Genomic DNA, 20,042 nt, shown 5'->3' on the forward strand with positions numbered 1-20,042 from the left:
GCCCGAGCCCGAAAGCCCAAAACCAACCCCTGAAATCAGGCCAACGCCCGGGGAAGTGGCCCTCGGGCTACGCCCTCACGCCACTTCCCCGGGCGGCCGCCACACTGGCCTGGTTTTACTCCGCCCCGTGGCCGACTTTTGCGCCGCCGTTGACAACTGGCAGAGCGACGGCGAGACGGGTGATGGAGAATATTTCTCGGTCACCGCCGAGGGGCGGGCCGCGCTTGCAGCTCACCTCAAGGCCATCGGCGATAAGCATCGGCGCTGGATCGTCTCTTACGACGGCTATCAGATGGAGGTCGTCGCTACCACGAGAGGAAGGGCGCGCTACTCCAAGTGGCTGTCAGTCAGCGACGTCAGGCCCGACCTGACGTTTGGAGATTTCCAGCGCAACAGCACGGTGAGGGCTGCATGAGCTACGAGTTTCTCGGCGAGCGGCTCATCCGCGCCGTGCGCAAGCCTCATCAGTGCAAGGCCTGCGGAAGGACTATCCAGCCGGGCCTGCCAGCTACTTATGCGACGACGATCCAGGATGGCGAATTCTTTGCCTGGCGCTCCCACCCGGAATGCCGCGAGGCGGAGGCAGTTTGGAACAAGCAGCGTGGACCTTGGGGGCAGCGGAATAGCTGCGATGAGGATTACTTCTGGCTGTGGCAAGCCATGGAGGGCGAACCCATCGAACGCGCCTGGTTGGTTGCAAATCACCCTGTCGCCGCTGGGCGCCTGCATATTTCACTTGAGGGGTGCGACTATCCCGAGCCTGCGAGGAGGTGGGCGGTATGATCCAGCATGAAGAAACGTCCTGCGAATCGCTGGTTAAGCTCGACCGGAAGCTCTCGCGGGCAGTGAACAACAGGGGAGGGGTGAAGCTCTCCGCAGACGATCTCGACCTTCTCGCCACGCTGGGCATGCTCAGCAACGTGGCGAAGGCGAAAGCGCAAGCATTGGAGGAACAGGCGCGGTGTCGACGGTTAAAGGTGGTGTCTACCAACGAGGGCCTTTCTGGCTCGACTTCGTCCGCGGGGCGGATGGTAAGCCGGCCAGCGATCGGTTCTACATCTGGTGGTACGACACCGCCGCAGGGCGCCAGCAGCGGCGCAGCACGCGCACGTCGGATGTTCGGTTAGCCTGCGACAAGCTCGACGAGCATTTCCTGGCCAGCCATCGCCCGACCGTTGCCGAGCAAGAGGCTTACGGCGTCGAAGACGCGATCGCGGACTACTGGATCGAGCACGGCCAGCACCTGCCGAGCGCGCCCGCCACAAAGGCCCAGTTCAAGCTGCTGACCCGATTCTTTGAGATCGAGCAGACGGCCGGCCGCCTGGCTGCGCCGATCATGCCGGATCACCTGGACGACAAGCTGCTGACCCGCTTCCGAAAGTGGGGTGTGGCAGACCCCATCGTCGCGAGGAAGAAGGATGCCAAGGGCAACTGGATCGACGGCAAGTCGCGGCCCCGGTCGGCATCGACGGTCGAGGAGAGCGTCATCAAGCTCAAGGCCGCGCTGAATTATGCCTTCAAGGAGCGCCGGACCCGGTATGTCCCGCCCCTGCGGCACAAGACGCGCGAGCAAGTGACCTCGGCACGGACGTTCCGTCTGTCGGTGGAAGCGATCGGCGAGCTGCTCGACTACACGATGCAGGGCGCTGGGAACTATGCTGGGCATGCCGACAGGCTGTTGCCCCTCCGGAGGTACCTGATCGCCGCTATCTGCACTCTCGCGCGTCCGGACGCGATTTTCGACATCAGCGTCCAGCCGGAACGAGAGCAGTGGATGCAGGATGAGCGACTGCTCTTCCTCAATCCGGCTGGCCGCATCCAGACGCGCAAGGTCCGTCCGACCCTCCCTGTGGTGGATCTGATGCACTCATGGCTGCTGGCAACGGATGACTGGTTCGTCTGCAACGAGCGAACCGCGTTCGACGCCAAGCTGCAGAAGGACATCACGACTCAGTACAAGGTCGCAGCTGTGCGCTCAGCCTGGGACTCGGCGCGAGAGCAGATCGGCATCCCGGCAGGGTGGGGGCCGAAGCTGCTGCGCCACTCCATGGCGAGCATCCTCGCGAACCGCCGTGTGGATCTGGTCGAGTTGGAAATCGCACTGGGTCACCGGGCCATCAAGAAGACCTCGGGGCACTACATCGTGTTCGATCCGGACTATCTCGCGACGGTGCGAGACGGGATCGACGACGTAGTTTCAGATCTGACGAGGATGGCAGGTCCGGCTCTTCACGCAAAACTCACGCAAAAACATGAGAATGTCGCAGTGCTTCGCGCTTAGGCGAGGCTTTCGAAATCCAGCTTTTAGGAGGACTTCCGAATGGTGGGCGTAGCAAGGATTGAACTTGCGACCCCTACGATGTCAACATAGTGCTCTACCACTGAGCTATACGCCCACACCATTCGGTCGGTCCGTTGCGGCATTGTGTGCCGCTCGGTGGAGTGGCCCTCTAACGGTGGTCCCGAGGGTTGGCAACCGGTTTTTTCAAAAAACTTCTTTGGGCCTGTCGATAGCCCTGTGGATAGTTTCGATCAGAGCCGCGCGTGCTCCGAAAGGCCGAATACGCGCTGAACTTCCATAACGATATCACGCAGATGGAAAGGCTTGGACAGGACCTTGGCGTGCGGCGCCTCACGGCTGGCGCGCAGGGACACGGCGGCGAAGCCGGTGATGAACATCACCTTGGTCATCGGAGAAACTTCGGCGCAGCGCTGCGCCAGTTCGATTCCGTCCATTTCGGGCATGACGATGTCCGAAAGCAGAAGGTCGAAGTGTTCTCTTTCCAAATAAGGCAGGGCCTCGGTGCCGCGATCGACGGCCAGCACATCATAGCCGGCGTTTTCCAGCGCGCGGGCAAGATAAGTGCGCATGGCCTGGTCGTCTTCGGCAAGCAGGATGCGGATCATCGCGTTTTCATATCCAGATTCGGGGCCAAACCACGGCCAGATTCGTCGGGTGGCGCGTCGCACGCTCTTATGCTCCAAGCCATAACCCCTGTCTGGTTAAAATTCTCGCTAGGATTACGAAGTGATCGGGATCGGGACGCTTTGACAGCGGGACTGGAAAGGGCCAGCGTAGTGGGCATGATCGATCCATTGGGCGCGAATGATTCGCAACAAGGTGCCGGAGGCCGCATTCCCGGCGCTCCCGGCATTCCCGCTTTCGTCCTATCGGCGCCCGAACCTTCGGCCATTCCCGTCCTGATCGCGGCGCCTCATGCGGGGCGGGCCTATCCTTCGTCGCTTCTCAAGGACATGCGGCAGCCGGAAACCGTCTCGATCAGGCTGGAGGATCGCCTTGTCGACCGCATCGCCAAGGGCGTGGCGCGGGCGACGGGTGCTTCGCTGCTGTTCGCCCAGGCGCCGCGCGCGATGATCGATCTCAACCGCGCGCCCGACGATGTCGATTGGGACATGTTTTCGCGCGCGTCGCGCCCTGCCGGGCATCGCGGATTGCCGAGTCGGCGGGTGCGAAGCGGACTGGGGCTGATACCCCGCCGCCTTCCCGGTGTCGGGGAGATCTGGCGCGGCCGGCTCGAGGAGAGCGATCTCAGGGCTCGGATCGACGGGGTGCATGAACCTTACCATGCGGCCCTGGCGAGCGCCTTGAGCGGCCTGCGTGAGCGCTGGGGGGCGGCGTTGCTGCTCGACCTTCACTCCATGCCCCCGCTGGCGACGCGGCTTGGCTCCGAGCCTGTGCGTTTCGTGGTGGGGGACAAGTTCGGTGCCAGTTGCCACGGTAGCCTTGTGGGAGCCTGTTTCTCGCACTTTGCGCATCATGGGTGGGAGGCGTCGCACAATCGTCCTTACGCGGGCGGATATGTGCTGGAGCGACATGGGCGGCCTGCCGAGGCGATCCATGCCATGCAGTTGGAGATCGACCGCAGCTGCTACCTCGATTCGCGTCTGCTGGAGCCGGGTCCGGGCATGGAGGCGATGATAGAACTGCTGTCAGGGCTGGTACGCCAGCTGGCTGCGACCGTCTGCGAGCTGGCGCAGGATTCGGGCAGGGGTATGGCGCAGGCGGCCGAATAGCCCGGGCGCCGCCCGAAACCGCGTATATCTGGGATCTGGAAAATGCCCGCAGGCGATACGGTCGTCAGAACCGCTTGAGCCCATAAAAAACCACCTCGCGCAATGCGCGAGGTGGCCAAGGTTCAGGGAGGAGGTGCACGATGTGCACCAGCCTGACCGGGCCATGAGGGTAGCGCCGATCAGGTAGCCCTAACATAGCAAGCCTGATCGCACATTCAACCCCTAGAATGGGGTACGCAACATATGTTTTGCAAGAGCGCGTTTGGATAGCGTCGCATAATGGAGCGGAGGTGTGACAAATTTGTCATAAACCTCCGCTCCGAGCGGGTTTAGTCGCTGGTTCTCAGGCGCTCGGCAGGATCTGCGGGCCCTTGCCCTGCGAAACCTGGCGGCCGAAGATCTCGCGTACGAGGTCGAGCGAGAAGAGGTGGGCGTAGATCAGCGGCAGCATGCCGTTCTGGTTCCACTGGCGCAGAACGTCACCGCGCATTTCGCGCAGCTTGTTCTCGTCGACCATCTGGAAGCCGCGATACGTGAAGGGCTGGCCGGTGCCGATGTCGATGTTCAACTCGCCGTCCATCAGCAGGTTGTGCTTGGCCAGTTCCGCCATGAAGTTGGCGGTCTTGGTGCCGGCGATCTCGAAGTTCTCGCAGAACTTGAGCATGTTGGTCGTGGCTTCGGTCGGCTCGGTGCCGTTGAACAGGGCTTCGCCCTCGTCGCCTTCACCCACCAGGTCGCTGGTCGGATCGATGCAGAGCGACAGTTCTTCGGCGTCGGGACGCAGGCGTGCCAGCATGAAGGGATAGCGGCGCGCGTAGGCCGGGATGTAGACCGGGGTGTTCACGGTGCCGTCTTCGTCGACGTAGACGTTCACGCCTTCGTTCATGCCCATCAGCACCAGCGGGACCGGATTTTCGCCTGCCGTGAAGATGATCGGGAAGTTGCGCTGCGCCTGCGGGAATTCCTCGACGGTCAGCGGAATCGAATTCACGCCGACGAGCCAGGTCGCCTTGTCGGTCGAGCGGGTCTTCCAGGTGGTGTGCTGCTGCGAATTGAGCGGCACGAGGTCCTTGTAGAACAGGGGCAGGGCAGGATTCTGCGGCGCGGTGGCCATTGCGATACTCTCCGCAAGACAGGGAAATTTTGAAGGCGTCGCTTTAGGGGCTGCGCGGGGCGGGCGCAAGCGCCGGCCCCGCCGGAACGGGGATATTGCGCGAGTCGGCTTTTGGCGGCGTGTTCGGCGATATTATCCTGTCAGATCAGCTTGCCGGGATTGAGCAGCCCTTGCGGGTCGAGTGCCTGTTTCACCGCGCGCAGGATGGACAGGGCCACCGGATCGCCGAGGCGCGCCAGTTCGTCGCGCTTGAGCTGGCCGATYCCGTGCTCGGCCGAGATCGAGCCGCCCCATTCGGTGACGAGGTCGTGGACGTAGCGGCTGATCGCCTTGCCCTCGCCGGCCTGCCAGGCGGGGCCGTCGGTCACGCTGGGGGCGATGACGTGGTAATGCACATTGCCGTCTCCCAGGTGTCCGAAAGCGATGGCCTCGGTGCCGGGCCATTTCGCCTCGATCATCGGGATGGTCGTTTCCACGAAGTCGGGCATCTTCTCGACCGGCACCGAAATGTCGTGCTGGACCGCCGGACCGCGGGCCCGCTCGGCGGGCGAGATCGATTCGCGCAGGAGCCACATGGCCTCGGCCTGGGCTTCGCTGGCGGACATGGCGGCGTCCTCCACCAGTTCTGCCTCGAAGGCATCAGCCATCATCGCTTCGCAGCGGTCCCGCAGGGTCGCGGCTGCCGAGCGGTCCGCCACCACTTCGATCAGGACGTGCCAGGCATGCGCGTCTGCAAGCGGCGCGCGCGCATCGGGCAAGTGGTCGAGGACGGCTTCGAGGCAGGCCTGCGGCAGCACTTCGAAGCCTTCGAGCGCCTCTCCGGCCGCCGCCTCGCAGTGAAGCAGGAGCTTTCGCGCCGCGCCCAGCGAGGGAACACCTGCCCAGATGACCACGCGTTCGGCGACAGCCGGGAGCAGGGCGAGCGTCGCGGCGGTGACCACGCCCATCGTCCCTTCGGACCCGATCAACATTTGCTTGAGATCGAAACCGCGGTTGTCCTTCTTGAGCGGCGTCAGCATCGAGAAGATCCGGCCATCGGCCATGACGGCTTCCAACCCCAGCACCAAGGCCCGCATCGAACCATGGCGCAGCACCTGGGTGCCGCCGGCATTGGTCGAGATCAGGCCGCCGACCGTGGCGGAGCCCTTGCCGCCGAGCGAGAGGGGGAAGCGCAAGTCCTGCGCTTCGGCGGCTTCGTGAAGCGTCTGGAGAACGACTCCCGCCTCGCAGGTCACTTGCCGGGCTTCGGCGTCGAGCGCGCGAATCGCGTTCATCCGGCGCAGCGACAGGAGCAACGCCGAACCGCTGGCGTCCGGGGTCGCGCCACCGGACATGCCGCTGTTGCCACCCTGCGGTACGATCGGCACGCCGTGCTTCGAGCAGAGCTGTAGAAGCGCGGAGACTTCCTCGGCATCGGCCGGCGAGGCGAGCGCCACGGCCGCGCCGGTATAACGGCCGYGCCAATCGGTCAGCCAGGGCGTGACGAGTTCCGCATCGGTGGTGAATCCACGCGGACCGAGCAGGTCGGCGGCTTCGGCGAGAAAGCTGTCGGTATGGGTCATGGGGGCGATATGGCACAGGCGCGAACAGGTTTCACCAGCACTCTTCGCAAGATAGGCAGCACTCTTCGCGGGATAGGAAGGCGGTTGGCGTTGCGCCGAGTTAAGCGCTGGTTCAAGCTCCTGCGCTATGGCGACGGTTAAAGCGCGCCCGGGGACCGTTCCTTTTCATGAATCTCGCTTCCGTCCTGCTCTATCCGTTTGCGCTGCTGCTTCCCGCAGTCGGCCTGGGCGGAGGTGGGCGCGCGAAGCACGAAGATCGTCCGGAAACGCCCGCTGCCACGGCCGCGCCGGCTGAGCAGGGCTACGTCTGGCCGGAAGAACTGCCCGATTCGCCCAGCGCCTGGCGCTTCGCCGCCGAGGCTTTCGAGCATGTCGAGCCGGACAGTGCCTGGCAGGTGCGAATCGAGCAGCGCATGACCATCCGAATCAGCCCGCGCGCGCAGATGCCCGCTCCGCCGGAAATGCTCATGGGCATGCCGGGCCGCGAGGACGATCGGCCGCGTTATTCGGAACGCAAGATCGGCAAGTGCCTGCCGATGTCCGGGATTGCCGGGGTCCAGCCCGACGGTCAGAGCCGCCTGCTGCTGTTCATGCGCGATCGCCGCGTGGTGGGCGCGGACCTCGAGCGCGGGTGCCGGGCAGGCGCATTCTACTCGGGTTTCCTGCTTTCCCGCACGTCCGACGGCCAGCTTTGCATCGATCGCGACGAGTTGCTTTCGCGCAGCGGCACGACCTGCAAGCTGTCGCGCATCCGTCAGCTGGTGGTGGCGAGATAGGCTGTCACGGAACACGCACGGGGCGGCAGATGCGTTTCGCGCGGCTTTTGCGAAGGCGAATCTTGCGGCCTGAAGCGGGCAGGGCGTGGATTTCCTTGACTTCTGCGGTATTTCCCGCCTAGGCGGCGCGCAGGTGTACGATTGGCATGCGCGTGAATCATATGATTCGGGTCTCGCTGCCGCGCCGCGACATAATCGAAGTACCCTGCATTCTCGCAAGACTCCTGCCTATGAGACCTGTCTGTCTATGAACTTTGCCGATCTCGGCCTGTCTGACGAACTGCTGCAAGCGGTTGAAACCGCTGGCTATAGCGAGCCGACTCCCATTCAGGCGCAAGCCATCCCGCCGGTCCTGATGATGAAGGACCTTATCGGCATCGCCCAGACCGGGACCGGCAAGACGGCCAGCTTCGTGCTGCCGATGATCGACATTCTCGCGCATGGCCGACGCCGCGCGCTGATGCCGCGTTCGCTGATTCTCGAGCCGACGCGCGAACTCGCTGCGCAGGTCGCCGAAAACTTCGAGAAGTACGGCAAGAACCACGATCTGAAGATGGCGCTGCTGATCGGCGGCGTACAGATGGGCGACCAGATCAAGGCGCTGCAGGACGGTGTCGACGTGCTGATCGCCACGCCGGGCCGCCTGATGGACCTGTTCGAGCGGGGCAAGATCCTGCTGACGGGCTGCGAACTGCTGGTCATCGACGAAGCCGACCGCATGCTCGACATGGGCTTCATCCCCGACATCGAGACGATCTGCTCCAAGCTGCCGACCAACCGGCAGACGCTGCTGTTCTCGGCGACCATGCCGCCCGTGATCAAGAAGCTGGCAGACCGCTTCCTGTCGAGCCCGAAATATATCGAAGTCGCCCGCCCGGCGACGGCGAACACCAATATCGTCCAGCACAAGGTGGCGGTGCAGTCGCGCAAGAAGCGCGAAGTGCTGCGCGACCTGCTGCGCACTGACAACGTCTCTACCGCGATCGTCTTCGCCAACCGGAAGACTACCGTTCGCGAACTGGCCAAGAGCCTGAAACAGCACGGTTTCGCGGCCGGCGAAATCCATGGCGACATGGACCAGCCCGCCCGTCTGGCAGAGCTGCAACGGTTCAAGGATGGTGCGGTGAACATCCTCGTCGCGTCCGACGTTGCTGCCCGCGGCCTGGACGTGAAGGGCGTAAGCCACGTCTTCAACTTCGATACGCCCTGGCACCCGGACGACTATGTGCACCGCATCGGCCGCACGGGCCGTGGCGGCGCATCGGGCCGTGCTTTCACGTTCGTGACCCCGGAAGATGCCGAGGCGATCGACAATGTCGAAAAGCTCACTGGCGGGAAGATCCCGGTCTATCAGATGGCGGCCGAGGAGGCCCCTGAGGCTCCGGCCCGTGAAGAGAAGCCCCGCCGTGAAAAGCGTGAGCGGTCTTCGGCCCGCGAAGAGCGTGCGGCCCGTGAAGAGCGCCCGGTGCGCGAAGAGCGTGCGGCCCGTGAAGAGCGCCCGGTGCGCGAAGAGCGAGTCGCCAGTGAAGAGCGCGCGCCGGTTCGCGAAGAGCGCCCGGCCCGCGAAGAGCGTGCGCCGCGCCGCGAAAGCCGCGGGGAAGAGCAGCGCCGCGAGCGCCGTTCGGATGGCAACCGGTCGCGCCGCCGCGATCAGGAGCCGGCTGACGACGGCTGGAACGGCCCGATCCCGGAATTCCTCCACGTTTCGGCGCTCGCCTGAGCGCACGGTCGGAAAAATGCCCTAAGGGGTGTTTTTCCAGATAATTCCAAGACGCCCCGCTTTTTCTTCGGAGGAAGCGGGGCGTTTTTGCGTTGCGCCTGAGCGCGGGTGATCTCGCTTGCGTGGCTGCACAGCCGCATGCCAGACTGCTTTCGAAGAGGCTGTCTGCTGCGGGGATCCGATGAAATACAGGTACATGCTGGCGTTCGTAGGCGTGTTTGCGGCTTCCTGCGGCGCGCAGGCCGGTCCCCGGCCGGAAGCGGTCGTCGAGGGCGGCAAGCTGGCTGGCCGCGTTGAGAACGGCGTGGCCAGCTGGAAGGGCATTCCTTTCGCCGCGCCGCCGATCGGTCCCTTGCGCTGGCGCGCGCCGCAACCCGCCGCCGCCTGGCAGGGAACCCGCGAGGCCACGACTTATGGCCATGACTGCATGCAGAAGCCCTTCGAGGGAGACGCGGCGCCGCTCGGCACGCCGCCTGCCGAGGATTGCCTCTACGCCAATGTCTGGCGTCCTGCCGCAGCCAAGGGCAAGCTGCCGGTGGTCGTGTGGATCTACGGCGGCGGCTTCGTGAACGGGGGCGCGTCTCCGCCGACCTATTCCGGCGCGGAACTGGCGCGGCAGGGCGTCCTGTTCTTCAGCTTCAACTACCGCATCGGTCGCTTCGGGACTTTCGCGCATCCGGCGCTTACCCGGGCGGCGGAGGACGGCGGCATGGGGGGCAACTACGGCTACATGGACCAGCTGGCCGCGCTGCGCTGGGTTCAGCGCAACATCGCGGCTTTCGGGGGCGATCCGGCCAATGTCACCATCATCGGCGAGAGCGCCGGCGGCATGTCGGTGAACAATCTCGTGACCTCGCCCGAGGCCGATGGCCTATTTCACAAAGCGGTCGTGATGTCGGGCGGGAACGGCACGAGCCTGGCCAATCCGGATCTTGCCGCGACCGAAGAGATCGGTGGCCGCTTCGGGCAGTCCAAGGGCATCGCTCCGGGCGACCCGGAGGCCCTGGCGAAATTGCGCGGATTGAAGGCCGAGCAAGTGATCGACGGCCTCAATCTCGCGGCGCTGTTCACGCCGCCCGGGGGCTTGCGGACCTTCGCCAGTCCCTTCTCCGATGGCCGCATAGCGGTGGACCAGCGCAAGGCTTATGAAACCAACCGTTTCCACCACGTTCCGATGATGATCGGCGCGACCAGCGACGACATCGGCGGCGTCAGTGGCGGCATGGTAGCCGGCGCGCGGCAGATCTCCGGCCTTGTCGCCAAGGCGGGCGTTCCGGTCTACGAGTACCGCTTCTCCTACGTTGCGTCCTCGCTGGAAGGCGGCGGCAAGGGTGCCGGCCACGCTACCGACATCCCGTTCTTCCTCGATACCCAGGCGGTGAAATATGGAGACCGGACCAGTGCGCGGGACAAGGCGATGGGCCGGATCGTCAGCGCCTATCTCGTGAATTTCGCGCGGACCGGCGATCCCAACGGCGCCTCCTTGCCGAAGTGGTCGCCGCGCGCCGGGGAGGGCGGGGATCTTCTCGACTTTGCAGCCGATGGCACGGCGCGCTTCGAGCGCGATCCGTGGATCGAGCAGATTCGCGCGGCGCCGGTAAAGACCGGCCTCTGAAATTGCATCAAGCTGGCAGGTTGGCCCGCGTCAGCCTGCCGGTTTGACGAAACTGTCGAGCACGCGCTTGAGCCCGGCCTGTTCGAATTCGATCTCCAGCTTGTTGCCTTCCTGGGAGATCACCGCGCCGTAGCCGAACTTCTCATGAAACACGCGGCTGCCGATTTCGATGTCGGTGCGCGGTTTGGCCGCGAAGCTGGCGGCACTGCGCGTCGATTCGGCGATCTTGCGCGGCGTGGTATCGAATTCCCGGGCTGCGGCGCGCTGCCACCCCGGGCCGCGCGTCACCGTGCGGGCGGGCTGGGCGCGGGCCACTTCGGCAAAGGGATCCGCCATTTCGGACCACTGCGCCCGCCAGAGCGAAGCGCCGCCGGTCAGCGTGGTTTCGCTCTCGACGTGATCGTCCGGAAGTTCGGCAATGAAGCGCGAGGGGATCGAACTGGTCCACTGGCCGTAGATCCGCCGATTGGCCGCGTGCAGGATCGTGCACTTGCGCCGCGCGCGGGTGATCGCGACGTAGGCGAGCCGGCGCTCTTCCTCCAGGCTGGCCAATCCGCCTTCGTCCATCGCCCGCTGCGAGGGGAACACGCCTTCCTCCCAGCCGGGCAGGAACACATGCTCGAACTCGAGTCCCTTGGCCGCATGCATGGTCATGATCGTGACCTTTTCCTCGTCGGAGGCGGCGTCGTTGTCCATCACGAGGCTGACGTGCTCGAGGAAATCGCCGAGCGTTTCGTATTCCTCCATGGCCCGCGCCAGTTCGACGAGGTTTTCGAGGCGTCCGCTGGCTTCGGGCGTCTTCTCGGCCTGGAGCGCGTCCGTATAGCCGCTCTCATCCAAGACGGTGCGCATGAGATCGGCTGGGTTCTCGGTGCCGGAAAGGTCCCGCCACCGCGCGAAGTCGCGCATCAGCGACAGGAACGTGCTGCGCGGGCGGGCCGGCAATTCGTCGCTGTCGGCGATCTCGATCGCGGCCATGGCAAGCGGGATGTTCCGGCGCCGAGCGAGCGTGTGCAGCGCCTCCAGCGCCTTGGCGCCCAGGCCGCGCTTGGGGGCATTGTAGATGCGCTCGAAGGCAAGGTCGTCCGCCGGCTGCGCGATCACGCGCAGATAGGCGAGGGCATCGCGGATTTCGGCGCGTTCGTAGAAGCGGAAGCCGCCGACGATGCGATATTTCATGCCGATCGAGATGAACCGGTCTTCGAATTCGCGGGTCTGGTACTGTGCGCGCACGAGGATGGCCACCTGGTCGAGCGGGGCGCCTTCGCGCTCCAGCCGCTCGATCTCGTCGCCCACGCGGCGCGCTTCTTCGGGGGCATCCCAGACGCCGATCACGCGGACCTTGTCGCCGGGATGGCGCTCGGTCCACAGCGTCTTGCCGAGGCGCTGGGTATTCTCGCCGATCAGGCCCGAAGCGGCGGCGAGGATCTGCGGGGTGGAGCGATAGTTCTGCTCCAGCCGGATCACCTTGGCGCCCGGAAAATCCTTTTCGAACTTGAGGATATTCGCCACTTCGGCGCCGCGCCAGGAATAGATCGACTGGTCGTCGTCTCCCACCACGCAGATGTTCTTGCGCTCCTGCGCGATGAGCCGGAGCCACAGGTACTGGACCTGGTTGGTGTCTTGATACTCATCCACCATCACGTATTTGAACCGCTGCTGGTACTGTTCCAGCACCTCGCGGTGAGTGCGCAGAATGTTGAGCATGTGCAGTAGGAGGTCGCCGAAATCGCAGGCGTTCACGGCCTTCAGGCGGTCCTGATAGAGCTGGTAGAACTTCTGCCCGCGGCCATTGGCATAGGCCTCGTTCTCGCCTGCATCGAGGTCGGCCGGGTTGAGGCCGCGATTCTTCCAGCGATCGATGCAACCTGCAAGCTGGCGGGCGGGCCAGCGCTTTTCGTCCAGCCCTTCGGCCTGGATGAGCTGCTTGAGCAGGCGCAACTGATCGTCGGTATCGATGATCGTGTAGTTGGGTTGCAGCCCTACCAGTTCGGCATGGCGGCGCAGCATCTTGGCGGCGATGGCGTGGAACGTGCCCAGCCAGGGCATGCCTTCCACGGCCGGGCCGATCAGGTGCCCCACGCGCTCGCGCATTTCGCGGGCGGCCTTGTTGGTGAACGTGACGCAGAGAATCTCGCTCGGCCAGGCGAGGCGGCTGCGCACCAGATGCGCCAGGCGGCGGGTGAGCGCCGCCGTCTTGCCCGTGCCGGCCCCGGCCAGCATCAGCACCGCGCCTTCGGTGGTCAGCACGGCCTCTCGCTGCGGCGGATTGAGCCCTTCCAGCAGGGGGTCCGAGGAGGCTTCGGGCAGGGAGGATTGCAGATCGTTCACCCGTGAACATCTAGGGAACGGGATGTCGTGGCGCAAGGCCGGTTCGTCGCAGCCCCGGAACAATCCCCCGGCGCCGGGAGTCGCCTAGTCACGGAAAAGAATAACCAGAAACACGAGCAGATGGAGAGTGAGTCATGCACAAATATCTCCTTTCGGGTGCGGCAGCCCTGGCCATCCTGAGCATGTCCGGCGCCGTCCAGGCCCAAGACACCGCTGGGGCTACCACGACGGACACTGCCGGCGAGATGCCCCCTGTGTCTGAAGCCCCGCCGCCGCCCGCAACTCCTTCCGATTCGAGCATGCCCTCGGGCATGGCCGGGGCCAAGCCCATCACCTCCTCGACCATGACACCGGACCAGAAGTCCATGTACGACGCCTGGCCGGCCGCCCAGCGCGCGGATTACGACTCGTGGACGCCGGAGTATCAAGCCTATTACTGGAGCCTCACGGCGCCGCAGCAGAAGGGCTACTGGGCGCTCACCCCGGACCAGCGCGGGCAAATCTACAAGATGACCCCGGAGCAGCAGGCGATCGCATGGAACTCGATATCGCAGCAGATGGCCGGCAAGACACCGACGACGCCCCCGGCACAGGCGAACCCTCCGGGTGAAGGCATGCCGACGACCGGCGTTCCCGATCCGCAATATGCCGACCAGACGGTGCGCCCGGCCATGCCGGCCGACCAGACCTATCAGGGCGGTCCCTACAAGGGCGCAATGACCCCGCCGCCTGCGACCGCGATGAACAAGGATTATCCGGTCTGCAGCAAGACCGTGAAGGACGGCTGTCGCAATCGCGGCGGCAAGTAAGCCGGGCGAGACCGTCCCGAACCTTGTCCGGGACGGTGCTGCCTTTTAGCCGACGGGCCGCAGCAGATGCAGGCGGGCCTTGCCGACATCGCGCGAGCTTTCGAGTTCGAAGCCCTTGATGGAAACGGCTTCCGTCTTGGCGGTCTCCAGGCTGACCCAGGTCTGTTCGCCGATCCAGCCGAGCCGCGCGAGCTTGTCGATCGCGACTGCGCCGGCGCCCGTCTCGTAAGGTGGGTCGAGCAGTACGAGGTCGAGTGTTCCCTTGGCGGGGCCGAGCGCCATGACCGACCCGGCGCGGACGTCGCTCCGGCCCTGGGCCTGAAGATTGGCGATATTGGCGCGAATCGCGCGAACCGCTGCCGGGTCCTGGTCGACGAAGAGGCAATGGGCCGCACCGCGCGACAGCGCCTCAAGGCCCAGCGCACCCGATCCCGCGAAGAGATCCGCGACTTTCAGACCCTCGAATGTGCCGAGCCGGCTGGCCAGCATCGAGAACAGCGTCTCTCGCGTGCGGTCCGCCGTCGGCCGGGTGGTATCGCCTTCGGGCGCTGCCAGCTTGCGGCCTCGCCATTCGCCCGCGACGATGCGCAGGCCCGTCTTCACGGCTGTGCCCCTGGCCGCGGGCCCCTTCACGACTTGATGCTCGGCAGGGTCTTGCGGAAGTTTTCGAGATCGCGCTGAGTGACCTCGAAGGCCATGCCCTTGGGCAGGTCGAGCAGGCGGAAAGGTCCGTAAGACGTGCGAATCAGGCGGCTGACCTGCAGGCCGAGGTGTTCGAGAACACGGCGGACTTCGCGGTTCTTACCTTCCGTCAAAGTCATCTCGATCCACTGGTTGCGCCCGGTGCGGCGCTCCATGTTGGCGTCGATCTTGCCGTAGACCACGCCTTCGATCTCGATGCCTTCGATCAGGTCTTCGAGCTGTCCCTGGCTGATGTCGCCGAAAGTACGGGCGCGATAAGTGCGGGGCACGCCGGTGGCGGGCAGTTCCAGCTCGCGCTTGAACTCGCCGTCATTGGTCAGCAGCAGCAGGCCCTCGGTACTGAGATCGAGACGGCCTATCGGCATCACCCTGCCGCTGCCTTCGGGCAGGGCATTGCGCAAGGCGGTGTAGATCGTCGGCCGGCCGGCGGGATCACGCTCGGCGGTGAGCAGGCCGGCGGGCTTGTGGAAGGCGAAGAGGCGGGTTTCCTCGGCCTCGCGGACCGGGTTGCCGTCCACGGTGACGCCCTTGAGGTTGGCGAGCACGGTCGAGGGGGTCTCGATCACGTCTTCACCCAGCTTCACGCGGCCTTCGATGATCAGGCGTTCGGCTTCGCGGCGGCTGGCGATGCCGGCACGGGCCAGCAGCTTGGCGATGCGTTCGCCCTCGCGCACGGGCAACCCGGCGGACTTGGGTGTGGGCGCTGCCGCCTGGGGCGCCGAGCGGGGGGGCTTGCGACGCGGGCGTTCACTGTCGAAGCGGCCGGAATCCGACGGACGGGGACCGCGCGGCGCATAAGCGCTGCCGCGCGATTCCTGCTCGCCGAAACGAGCGCCGGGGCCGCGGCGCGGCGCGGCGTCACGCGCCGGAGCGGTGGTGCGGGCAGAGCGCTCGCCGCGTGCCGGGGCGCCATCGCGCGATGGCCGATCCTCGCGGAAAGGCCGATCCTCGCGGAAGGGACGGTCACCGCGTACGGGACGGTCGCCACGATCAGGGCGTTCGGTGCGGGCCGGACGATCATCGCGCGAACGACGTTCATCGCGCACGGGGCGTTCGTTACGGCCGAAGAGCTTTTCGTCACGGCCGGCGCGGCCTGAGCGGCCGCCGCGGGCGGGGCGTTCGTCGCGCGTCGATCGCGTATCGCGGGGGTTGCGGCCGTCCCGCGAATCCCGGGTGCTGCGCGTATCGCGCGCATCCCGTGCGGGGCCATCGCGAAATGCGCGTCCCCGGCCGCCTTCTTCCCGTCCCGCATCGCTCCGGGTCGCGCCGTCGCGTGCCGTCCGGTCGGCGCCGCGCCGGCCCGAGGTGCCTGAAGTGGTGCGCGAGGGGCCACGCGAGGAGCCGCCATCGCGGGAAGAGCCGCCACGCTTCGGGCCGCCGGATTTGAAAGGAGGTTTGGACATTCGCCCGCCCATACCTGTTGATCGCCGCTTCATCCAGCCTTCCCTTCGGGAAACCACGCGTTACGGTCGCGCAGGGCCCGTCCCCGGAGTTTGCCAACGGAGAATACTGGATGTCTGAAGCCTCTGCTGCCCCGAAGCCCGGCTTGGGGACGGTGATTCGCGCTTTGGGCAATCGGAAGACCGGGTTCATGGCGGTCTTCGGGTTTGCGGCCGGTCTGCCGTACTCGCTCCTGCTCGGCACGCTTTATGCCTGGCTGTCCGATGCCCATGTCGATCTGGAGACGATGGGCGTATTTTCGCTGATCGGGCTGGCTTACGCGTTCAAGTTCCTCTGGTCGCCCGCGCTCGACCGCATCGACCTGCCCGGCCTTCGCCGCCTTGGCCGCCGCAAGCAGTGGATCGTGACGGCGCAGGTCCTGCTCGGCATCATTCTGGTGACGCTGTCGCAGCTCGATCCGGTCGCGGCGCTGGGCCTGTTTTCGCTGCTGGCGGGCATCGGCGCCTTCGCCTCGGCCACGCAGGACATCGCCATCGACGCCTGGCGCGTCGACGTGGCGGACGACGTGGCGACCATCGACATGCTCTCCACGGTATTCCAGATGGGCTATCGCATCGCCGCGCTCGTCGGCGGGGCATTGGCCCTGATCCTGGCCGAGCGGATCGGCTGGACTTCGGTGTTCCTGGTCATGGGGCTGATTCTCGTGGCTGCGGGCGTGATCTGCCTCTTCGCGCCCGATGCGGATGCTGCCGCGCCGAGCGCCGAAGACCGGGACGAACTGCTGGAACTGCGCGAGGCGGGGCAGTTGAGCCCGCGCGTGCGCACGATTGCGCTGGCGCTGGTGGGCCTGCTGTGGGGCTGGGCGCTGGTCACCGTGGGAATCTTCATGGTCCGCTCGCTGGGCAGCGATCCGGGTGCGCGGCCCGATGCCGTCGATTTCGTGTCGACCACCGGCCCGCTCATCGTCATCGCCACCATCATCCTGCCTGCCTCCATCGCGGCGGTGCTGGTCTATCTGCAGCGCAGCGGACGCCATCTCCTGACGCAGGCCGTGCCGCACGACGGGACCGGTTCGCGCGTGGCGGACCACCTCTACCGCGCCCTGATCCTGCCGCTTACCGAACTGGTGGGGCGCATGGGCTGGGGCCTGGTGCTCGCTCTGGCGCTGGTGCTGACGTATCGCATCTGCGATTCGATCTGGGGCACTTTCGCTTATCCCTTCTATCTGGGCGAACTGAAGTACACGAAGGACGAAGTGGCCATCGCCTCCAAGTTCTTCGGTGTGGGCGCCATCGTTCTGGGCCTCGCGCTCGGGGGTACGCTGCTGACGGTGATCGGCCGCATGGCCACGCTGACGCTTGGCGCGATCCTCGCTGCGGTTACCAACCTGCTCTATGCGGACCTCGCCCTCGGCGGCGCGCGCATGGCCTTGGTGAGCGATATGCTGGGCGTGACCTGGCTGGTCGAGCAGCTTGGCGGAGAGCCGCGCCTCGGCACGCTGATGGTCACGATCGGCACGGAGAACCTGGCCACGGGCATTGCCGGCGCGGCCTATATCGCCTGGCTCTCGTCCATCGTCTCCAAGGGTTACAGCGCGGTGCAATATGCGCTGCTCTCCTCGCTGACCTTGCTGGTGGGAACGCTGGGGCGCGGCGCGCTGGGACAGCTCATCCAGCAGCAGGGCTATTACCGGATGTTCGTGCTCGTCACCTGGATCGGCACGATCGCCATCGTCCTGTGCCTGCTGGAATGGTGGCGCGTGGCCCGCCAGGCGCGGCGCGCGCGCCTGGCCTGAGGCCTAGTCCGGCACTTCGTCGTTGGCCTTGAGCACCACGCCGGACAGATAGAGCGATCCGGCGATCAATACCGGCAGGCCATCGTCCGGCAGCGCGGCAAGCGCATCGGCCACGCTTTCGGCGCCGAGCGCGCCCGGGCCGAAGCTCGCGGCGCCGTGGCAGTCGTGGCCGGGCACCGGCACCGCGCGAATGCTGGCGATGCTTTCGGCCAGCGGCTGGGTGAGCGCGCGCGGGTCCTTGTTGGCCAGCATGCCGATCACGAGATGCAGCCGCTGCCCGGCGAAATGACGGGCGATGGCGCGCCCGGCGTCGGGGTTGTGGCCACCGTCCAGCCAGACGGCGCGCCCTCCGGCATGACGGGTAAGCGGACCTTGGGAGAGCCGTTGCAGGCGCGCGGGCCAGTGTGCGGCGCGAATCCCCTCCGCCATGGCCTCTGGCGCGACGCTCACCCGGTCCTGATGGCGCAGCATGGCGACGGCCAGCGCGGCGTTCTCCGCCTGGTGCAGGCCGGGCAGGCTCGGCAGCGGCAGGGTGAGTTCGCCGTGCCGGTCCGAATATTCGATCACGTCGCCCACGCCCGCGTCCCAGTCGCGCCCGCGCATGTGCAGCGGGGCGCCGGCGGTCATGGCGGCGCGCTCGATCTCCAGCGCTGCGCTTTCGGGATAGGCCAGGGTGGCGACGGGGGCAGGGCTGCGGACGATCCCGGCCTTTTCGAAGGCGATGCGGGCGAGCGGGTCCTCGGGCGCGCCAGGCTCCGGGCGGAGCAGGAACGCCTCGTGGTCGATGCCCAGCGTCACGATACCGCAGGCGGCCGGGTGTTCCAGCACGTTAGTGGCATCGAGCCGCCCGCCGAGGCCGACCTCGACCACGCAGGCATCCGCAGGTTCCCGCGCGAAAGCGAGGAAGATCGCGGCCGTCGTCACTTCGAAGAAGCTGGGCTGGAGATCCTCGCCCGCATCGAGAACTTCGGCGAGCAGGTCGGCCAGCATCCCGTCGGAAATCAGCTTGCCGCCAAGGCGGATACGCTCGTTGTAGCGCACGAGGTGCGGCTTGGTGGCCGAGTGGACCTTCAGGCCCTGCGCTTCCAGCATGAAGCGAAGGTAAGTGCAGGTCGAACCTTTGCCGTTCGTGCCGGCCACATGAAAGGTCGGCGGCAGGCGCTTTTGCGGGTTACCGACCCGGTCGAGCAGGGTCAGGATGGTCTCCAGCCCGAAGCGCCCCTGCGGCAGCGACAGCGCCTCCAGCCGGTTGAGCTGGGCCTGGACGCGGGGGTCTTCGGAAACGGCGAAGTCTTTCATGGCACCCGTCCGGAAAAGCACATCGCGGCAACCTGCAAGAGGCCGCCGCGATGCTGGAATTGCGTTGTCGTCATGCAATTGGCAATGACGAAAAACAGAAGGGTCAGCGCGCGGTGTGGACCGCTTCGGCCAGCGAGGCCGTCAGGGCGCGCAGATGGGCAGGAGCGTCGGTGCCGTGCTGCTTGACCAGGTCGACCAGTGCAGAGCCGACGACGACGCCGTCCGCCACTCTGGCAATGGCGCTGGCCTGTTCGGGGGTGCGCACGCCGAAACCGACCGCCACGGGGATGGTGCTGGCGGCCTTGAGCTTGGCCACGGCATCCTCGATCGAGCCTTGGGCCGCCTGCTGCATGCCGGTGACGCCTGCGACCGAGACGTAGTAGAGGAAGCCCGAGGAGCCTTCGAGCACGGCAGGAAGCCGTGCCGCATCGGTGGTGGGCGTGGCGAGGCGGATGAGCGAGACGCTCTTGTCGCGCAGGGCAGGGCCGAGTTCGGCGTCTTCCTCAGGCGGGATGTCCACGCAGATCACGCCGTCCACACCGGCTTTCGCGCATTCACCGGCGAACCAGTCCGCGCCGCGGGCGATCATCGGGTTCGCGTAGCCCATCAGCACCAGCGGCACCTGGCTGTGGCGCGCACGGAATTCGCTGGCGATGCGGAACACGTCGGCGGTCTTGGTGCCGGCATCGAGGCTGCGGATGTTCGCTTCCTGGATCGCCGGACCGTCGGCCATGGGATCGGTGAAGGGCATGCCGAGTTCGATCACGTCGGCGCCGCCTTCGACAAGCGCGTCGAGATTGGCGGCGGTGTCGCCGTCACCCCCGGTGATGAAGCAGACGAGCGCCGGGCCCTTGGCGAATGCGGTTTCGAAGCGCGTGGTCAT

17 protein-coding genes and 1 tRNA gene are annotated in these 20,042 nt (G+C 66.0%); 9 read left to right on the top strand and 9 right to left on the bottom strand.

The annotated features are described in order from the left end of the window. The 3 genes from AB4Z00_RS22465 to AB4Z00_RS22475 all read left to right on the top strand — a co-directional run. Positions 1–415, top strand: a 415-nt coding sequence (locus AB4Z00_RS22465) for a hypothetical protein (protein WP_442047321.1), incomplete at its 5' end; no start/stop codon positions are given. Continuing rightward, the gene (locus AB4Z00_RS22470; protein WP_442047322.1) at positions 412–783 is read left to right on the top strand and encodes a hypothetical protein; all 372 of its coding nucleotides are present in this window, start codon (positions 412–414) and stop codon (positions 781–783) included. The genes AB4Z00_RS22465 and AB4Z00_RS22470, both read left to right, overlap by 4 nt. 178 nt (positions 784–961) lie before the next feature. Beyond that, entirely contained in the window at positions 962–2,281 is a 1,320-nt protein-coding gene (locus AB4Z00_RS22475) for a tyrosine-type recombinase/integrase (protein ID WP_442047323.1), read from the top strand. 40 nt (positions 2,282–2,321) lie between these two features. Here AB4Z00_RS22475 and AB4Z00_RS22480 read toward each other — a convergent pair. Both AB4Z00_RS22480 and cpdR read right to left on the bottom strand, forming a co-directional pair. Beyond that, positions 2,322–2,396: transfer RNA gene (locus tag AB4Z00_RS22480), tRNA-Val, on the bottom strand. 136 nt (positions 2,397–2,532) lie between these two features. After that, complete coding sequence (gene cpdR, locus AB4Z00_RS22485) at positions 2,533–2,907, bottom strand: cell cycle two-component system response regulator CpdR (RefSeq protein ID WP_134095451.1); 375 nt, start codon at positions 2,905–2,907, stop codon at positions 2,533–2,535. A 177-nt stretch (positions 2,908–3,084) separates the two neighbouring features. Between cpdR and AB4Z00_RS22490 the strand changes: the two genes are divergently transcribed. After that, the gene (locus AB4Z00_RS22490) at positions 3,085–4,035 is read left to right on the top strand and encodes an N-formylglutamate amidohydrolase (RefSeq protein WP_442047324.1); all 951 of its coding nucleotides are present in this window, start codon (positions 3,085–3,087) and stop codon (positions 4,033–4,035) included. A 343-nt stretch (positions 4,036–4,378) separates the two neighbouring features. Here the strand turns inward: AB4Z00_RS22490 and AB4Z00_RS22495 are convergent, their stop codons facing one another. Together AB4Z00_RS22495 and AB4Z00_RS22500 are read right to left on the bottom strand one after the other, a co-directional pair. Continuing rightward, positions 4,379–5,149: a SapC family protein gene (locus tag AB4Z00_RS22495; RefSeq protein WP_132263719.1), complete on the bottom strand. Its 771-nt coding sequence runs from the start codon at positions 5,147–5,149 to the stop codon at positions 4,379–4,381. A gap of 140 nt (positions 5,150–5,289) precedes the next feature. Beyond that, entirely contained in the window at positions 5,290–6,711 is a 1,422-nt protein-coding gene (locus tag AB4Z00_RS22500; RefSeq protein ID WP_442047325.1) for an FAD-binding oxidoreductase, read from the bottom strand. A 167-nt stretch (positions 6,712–6,878) separates the two neighbouring features. Between AB4Z00_RS22500 and AB4Z00_RS22505 the strand changes: the two genes are divergently transcribed. The 3 genes from AB4Z00_RS22505 to AB4Z00_RS22515 all read left to right on the top strand — a co-directional run bounded on the left by AB4Z00_RS22505 (position 6,879) and on the right by AB4Z00_RS22515 (position 10,822). After that, a complete protein-coding gene (locus AB4Z00_RS22505) occupies positions 6,879–7,487 on the top strand; it encodes a hypothetical protein (RefSeq protein ID WP_132263716.1) in 609 nt (202 codons plus the stop codon). Between the two features lie 247 nt (positions 7,488–7,734). Next, positions 7,735–9,207 (top strand): DEAD/DEAH box helicase, encoded by a 1,473-nt coding sequence (locus AB4Z00_RS22510; RefSeq protein WP_442047326.1) that lies wholly within the window; start codon positions 7,735–7,737, stop codon positions 9,205–9,207. 181 nt (positions 9,208–9,388) lie between these two features. Next, the gene (locus AB4Z00_RS22515; protein WP_442047327.1) at positions 9,389–10,822 is read left to right on the top strand and encodes a carboxylesterase/lipase family protein; all 1,434 of its coding nucleotides are present in this window, start codon (positions 9,389–9,391) and stop codon (positions 10,820–10,822) included. 30 nt (positions 10,823–10,852) lie between these two features. Here AB4Z00_RS22515 and AB4Z00_RS22520 read toward each other — a convergent pair whose 3' ends face one another. Continuing rightward, positions 10,853–13,153, bottom strand: coding sequence for an ATP-dependent helicase (locus tag AB4Z00_RS22520; protein ID WP_442047328.1), 2,301 nt, complete (start codon positions 13,151–13,153; stop codon positions 10,853–10,855). Between the two features lie 134 nt (positions 13,154–13,287). On the opposite strand from AB4Z00_RS22520, the gene AB4Z00_RS22525 reads away from it, so the two are divergent. Continuing rightward, positions 13,288–13,962, top strand: coding sequence for a hypothetical protein (locus tag AB4Z00_RS22525; protein WP_442047329.1), 675 nt, complete (start codon positions 13,288–13,290; stop codon positions 13,960–13,962). Positions 13,963–14,007: 45 nt separating this feature from the next. Here AB4Z00_RS22525 and rsmD read toward each other — a convergent pair whose 3' ends face one another. Together rsmD and AB4Z00_RS22535 are read right to left on the bottom strand one after the other, a co-directional pair. Next, a complete protein-coding gene (gene rsmD / locus AB4Z00_RS22530) occupies positions 14,008–14,565 on the bottom strand; it encodes a 16S rRNA (guanine(966)-N(2))-methyltransferase RsmD (RefSeq protein ID WP_243654103.1) in 558 nt (185 codons plus the stop codon). Between the two features lie 26 nt (positions 14,566–14,591). After that, positions 14,592–16,067 (bottom strand): pseudouridine synthase, encoded by a 1,476-nt coding sequence (locus tag AB4Z00_RS22535; protein ID WP_442047330.1) that lies wholly within the window; start codon positions 16,065–16,067, stop codon positions 14,592–14,594. 110 nt (positions 16,068–16,177) lie between these two features. Here AB4Z00_RS22535 and AB4Z00_RS22540 point away from each other — a divergent pair, with 110 nt between their 5' ends. Then, the gene (locus AB4Z00_RS22540; RefSeq protein WP_442047331.1) at positions 16,178–17,860 is read left to right on the top strand and encodes an AmpG family muropeptide MFS transporter; all 1,683 of its coding nucleotides are present in this window, start codon (positions 16,178–16,180) and stop codon (positions 17,858–17,860) included. 3 nt (positions 17,861–17,863) lie between these two features. Here the strand turns inward: AB4Z00_RS22540 and AB4Z00_RS22545 are convergent, their stop codons facing one another. Together AB4Z00_RS22545 and trpA are read right to left on the bottom strand one after the other, a co-directional pair. Continuing rightward, positions 17,864–19,159 carry a bifunctional folylpolyglutamate synthase/dihydrofolate synthase gene (locus AB4Z00_RS22545; protein WP_442047332.1) on the bottom strand — a complete coding sequence of 432 codons (1,296 nt, stop codon included), beginning with the start codon at positions 19,157–19,159 and terminating at the stop codon, positions 17,864–17,866. A 103-nt stretch (positions 19,160–19,262) separates the two neighbouring features. After that, entirely contained in the window at positions 19,263–20,042 is a 780-nt protein-coding gene (trpA, locus tag AB4Z00_RS22550) for a tryptophan synthase subunit alpha (protein WP_442047333.1), read from the bottom strand.

The organism is Novosphingobium sp. YAF33, from assembly GCF_052113265.1.
Lineage (GTDB): Bacteria > Pseudomonadota > Alphaproteobacteria > Sphingomonadales > Sphingomonadaceae > Novosphingobium.

Excerpts from the sequence above, each read along its gene's own strand:
- AB4Z00_RS22470 (WP_442047322.1), top strand. The coding sequence starts at position 412 with ATGAGCTACGAGTTTCTCGGCGAGCGGCTCATCCGCGCCGTGCGCAAG.
- cpdR (WP_134095451.1), bottom strand. The coding sequence starts at position 2,907 with ATGATCCGCATCCTGCTTGCCGAAGACGACCAGGCCATGCGCACTTAT.
- AB4Z00_RS22490 (WP_442047324.1), top strand. The coding sequence starts at position 3,085 with ATGATCGATCCATTGGGCGCGAATGATTCGCAACAAGGTGCCGGAGGC.
- AB4Z00_RS22495 (WP_132263719.1), bottom strand. The coding sequence starts at position 5,149 with ATGGCCACCGCGCCGCAGAATCCTGCCCTGCCCCTGTTCTACAAGGAC.
- AB4Z00_RS22505 (WP_132263716.1), top strand. The coding sequence starts at position 6,879 with ATGAATCTCGCTTCCGTCCTGCTCTATCCGTTTGCGCTGCTGCTTCCC.
- AB4Z00_RS22510 (WP_442047326.1), top strand. The coding sequence starts at position 7,735 with ATGAACTTTGCCGATCTCGGCCTGTCTGACGAACTGCTGCAAGCGGTT.
- AB4Z00_RS22515 (WP_442047327.1), top strand. The coding sequence starts at position 9,389 with ATGAAATACAGGTACATGCTGGCGTTCGTAGGCGTGTTTGCGGCTTCC.
- AB4Z00_RS22525 (WP_442047329.1), top strand. The coding sequence starts at position 13,288 with ATGCACAAATATCTCCTTTCGGGTGCGGCAGCCCTGGCCATCCTGAGC.
- AB4Z00_RS22535 (WP_442047330.1), bottom strand. The coding sequence starts at position 16,067 with ATGTCCAAACCTCCTTTCAAATCCGGCGGCCCGAAGCGTGGCGGCTCT.
- AB4Z00_RS22540 (WP_442047331.1), top strand. The coding sequence starts at position 16,178 with ATGTCTGAAGCCTCTGCTGCCCCGAAGCCCGGCTTGGGGACGGTGATT.
- AB4Z00_RS22545 (WP_442047332.1), bottom strand. The coding sequence starts at position 19,159 with ATGAAAGACTTCGCCGTTTCCGAAGACCCCCGCGTCCAGGCCCAGCTC.
- trpA (WP_442047333.1), bottom strand. The coding sequence starts at position 20,042 with ATGACCACGCGCTTCGAAACCGCATTCGCCAAGGGCCCGGCGCTCGTC.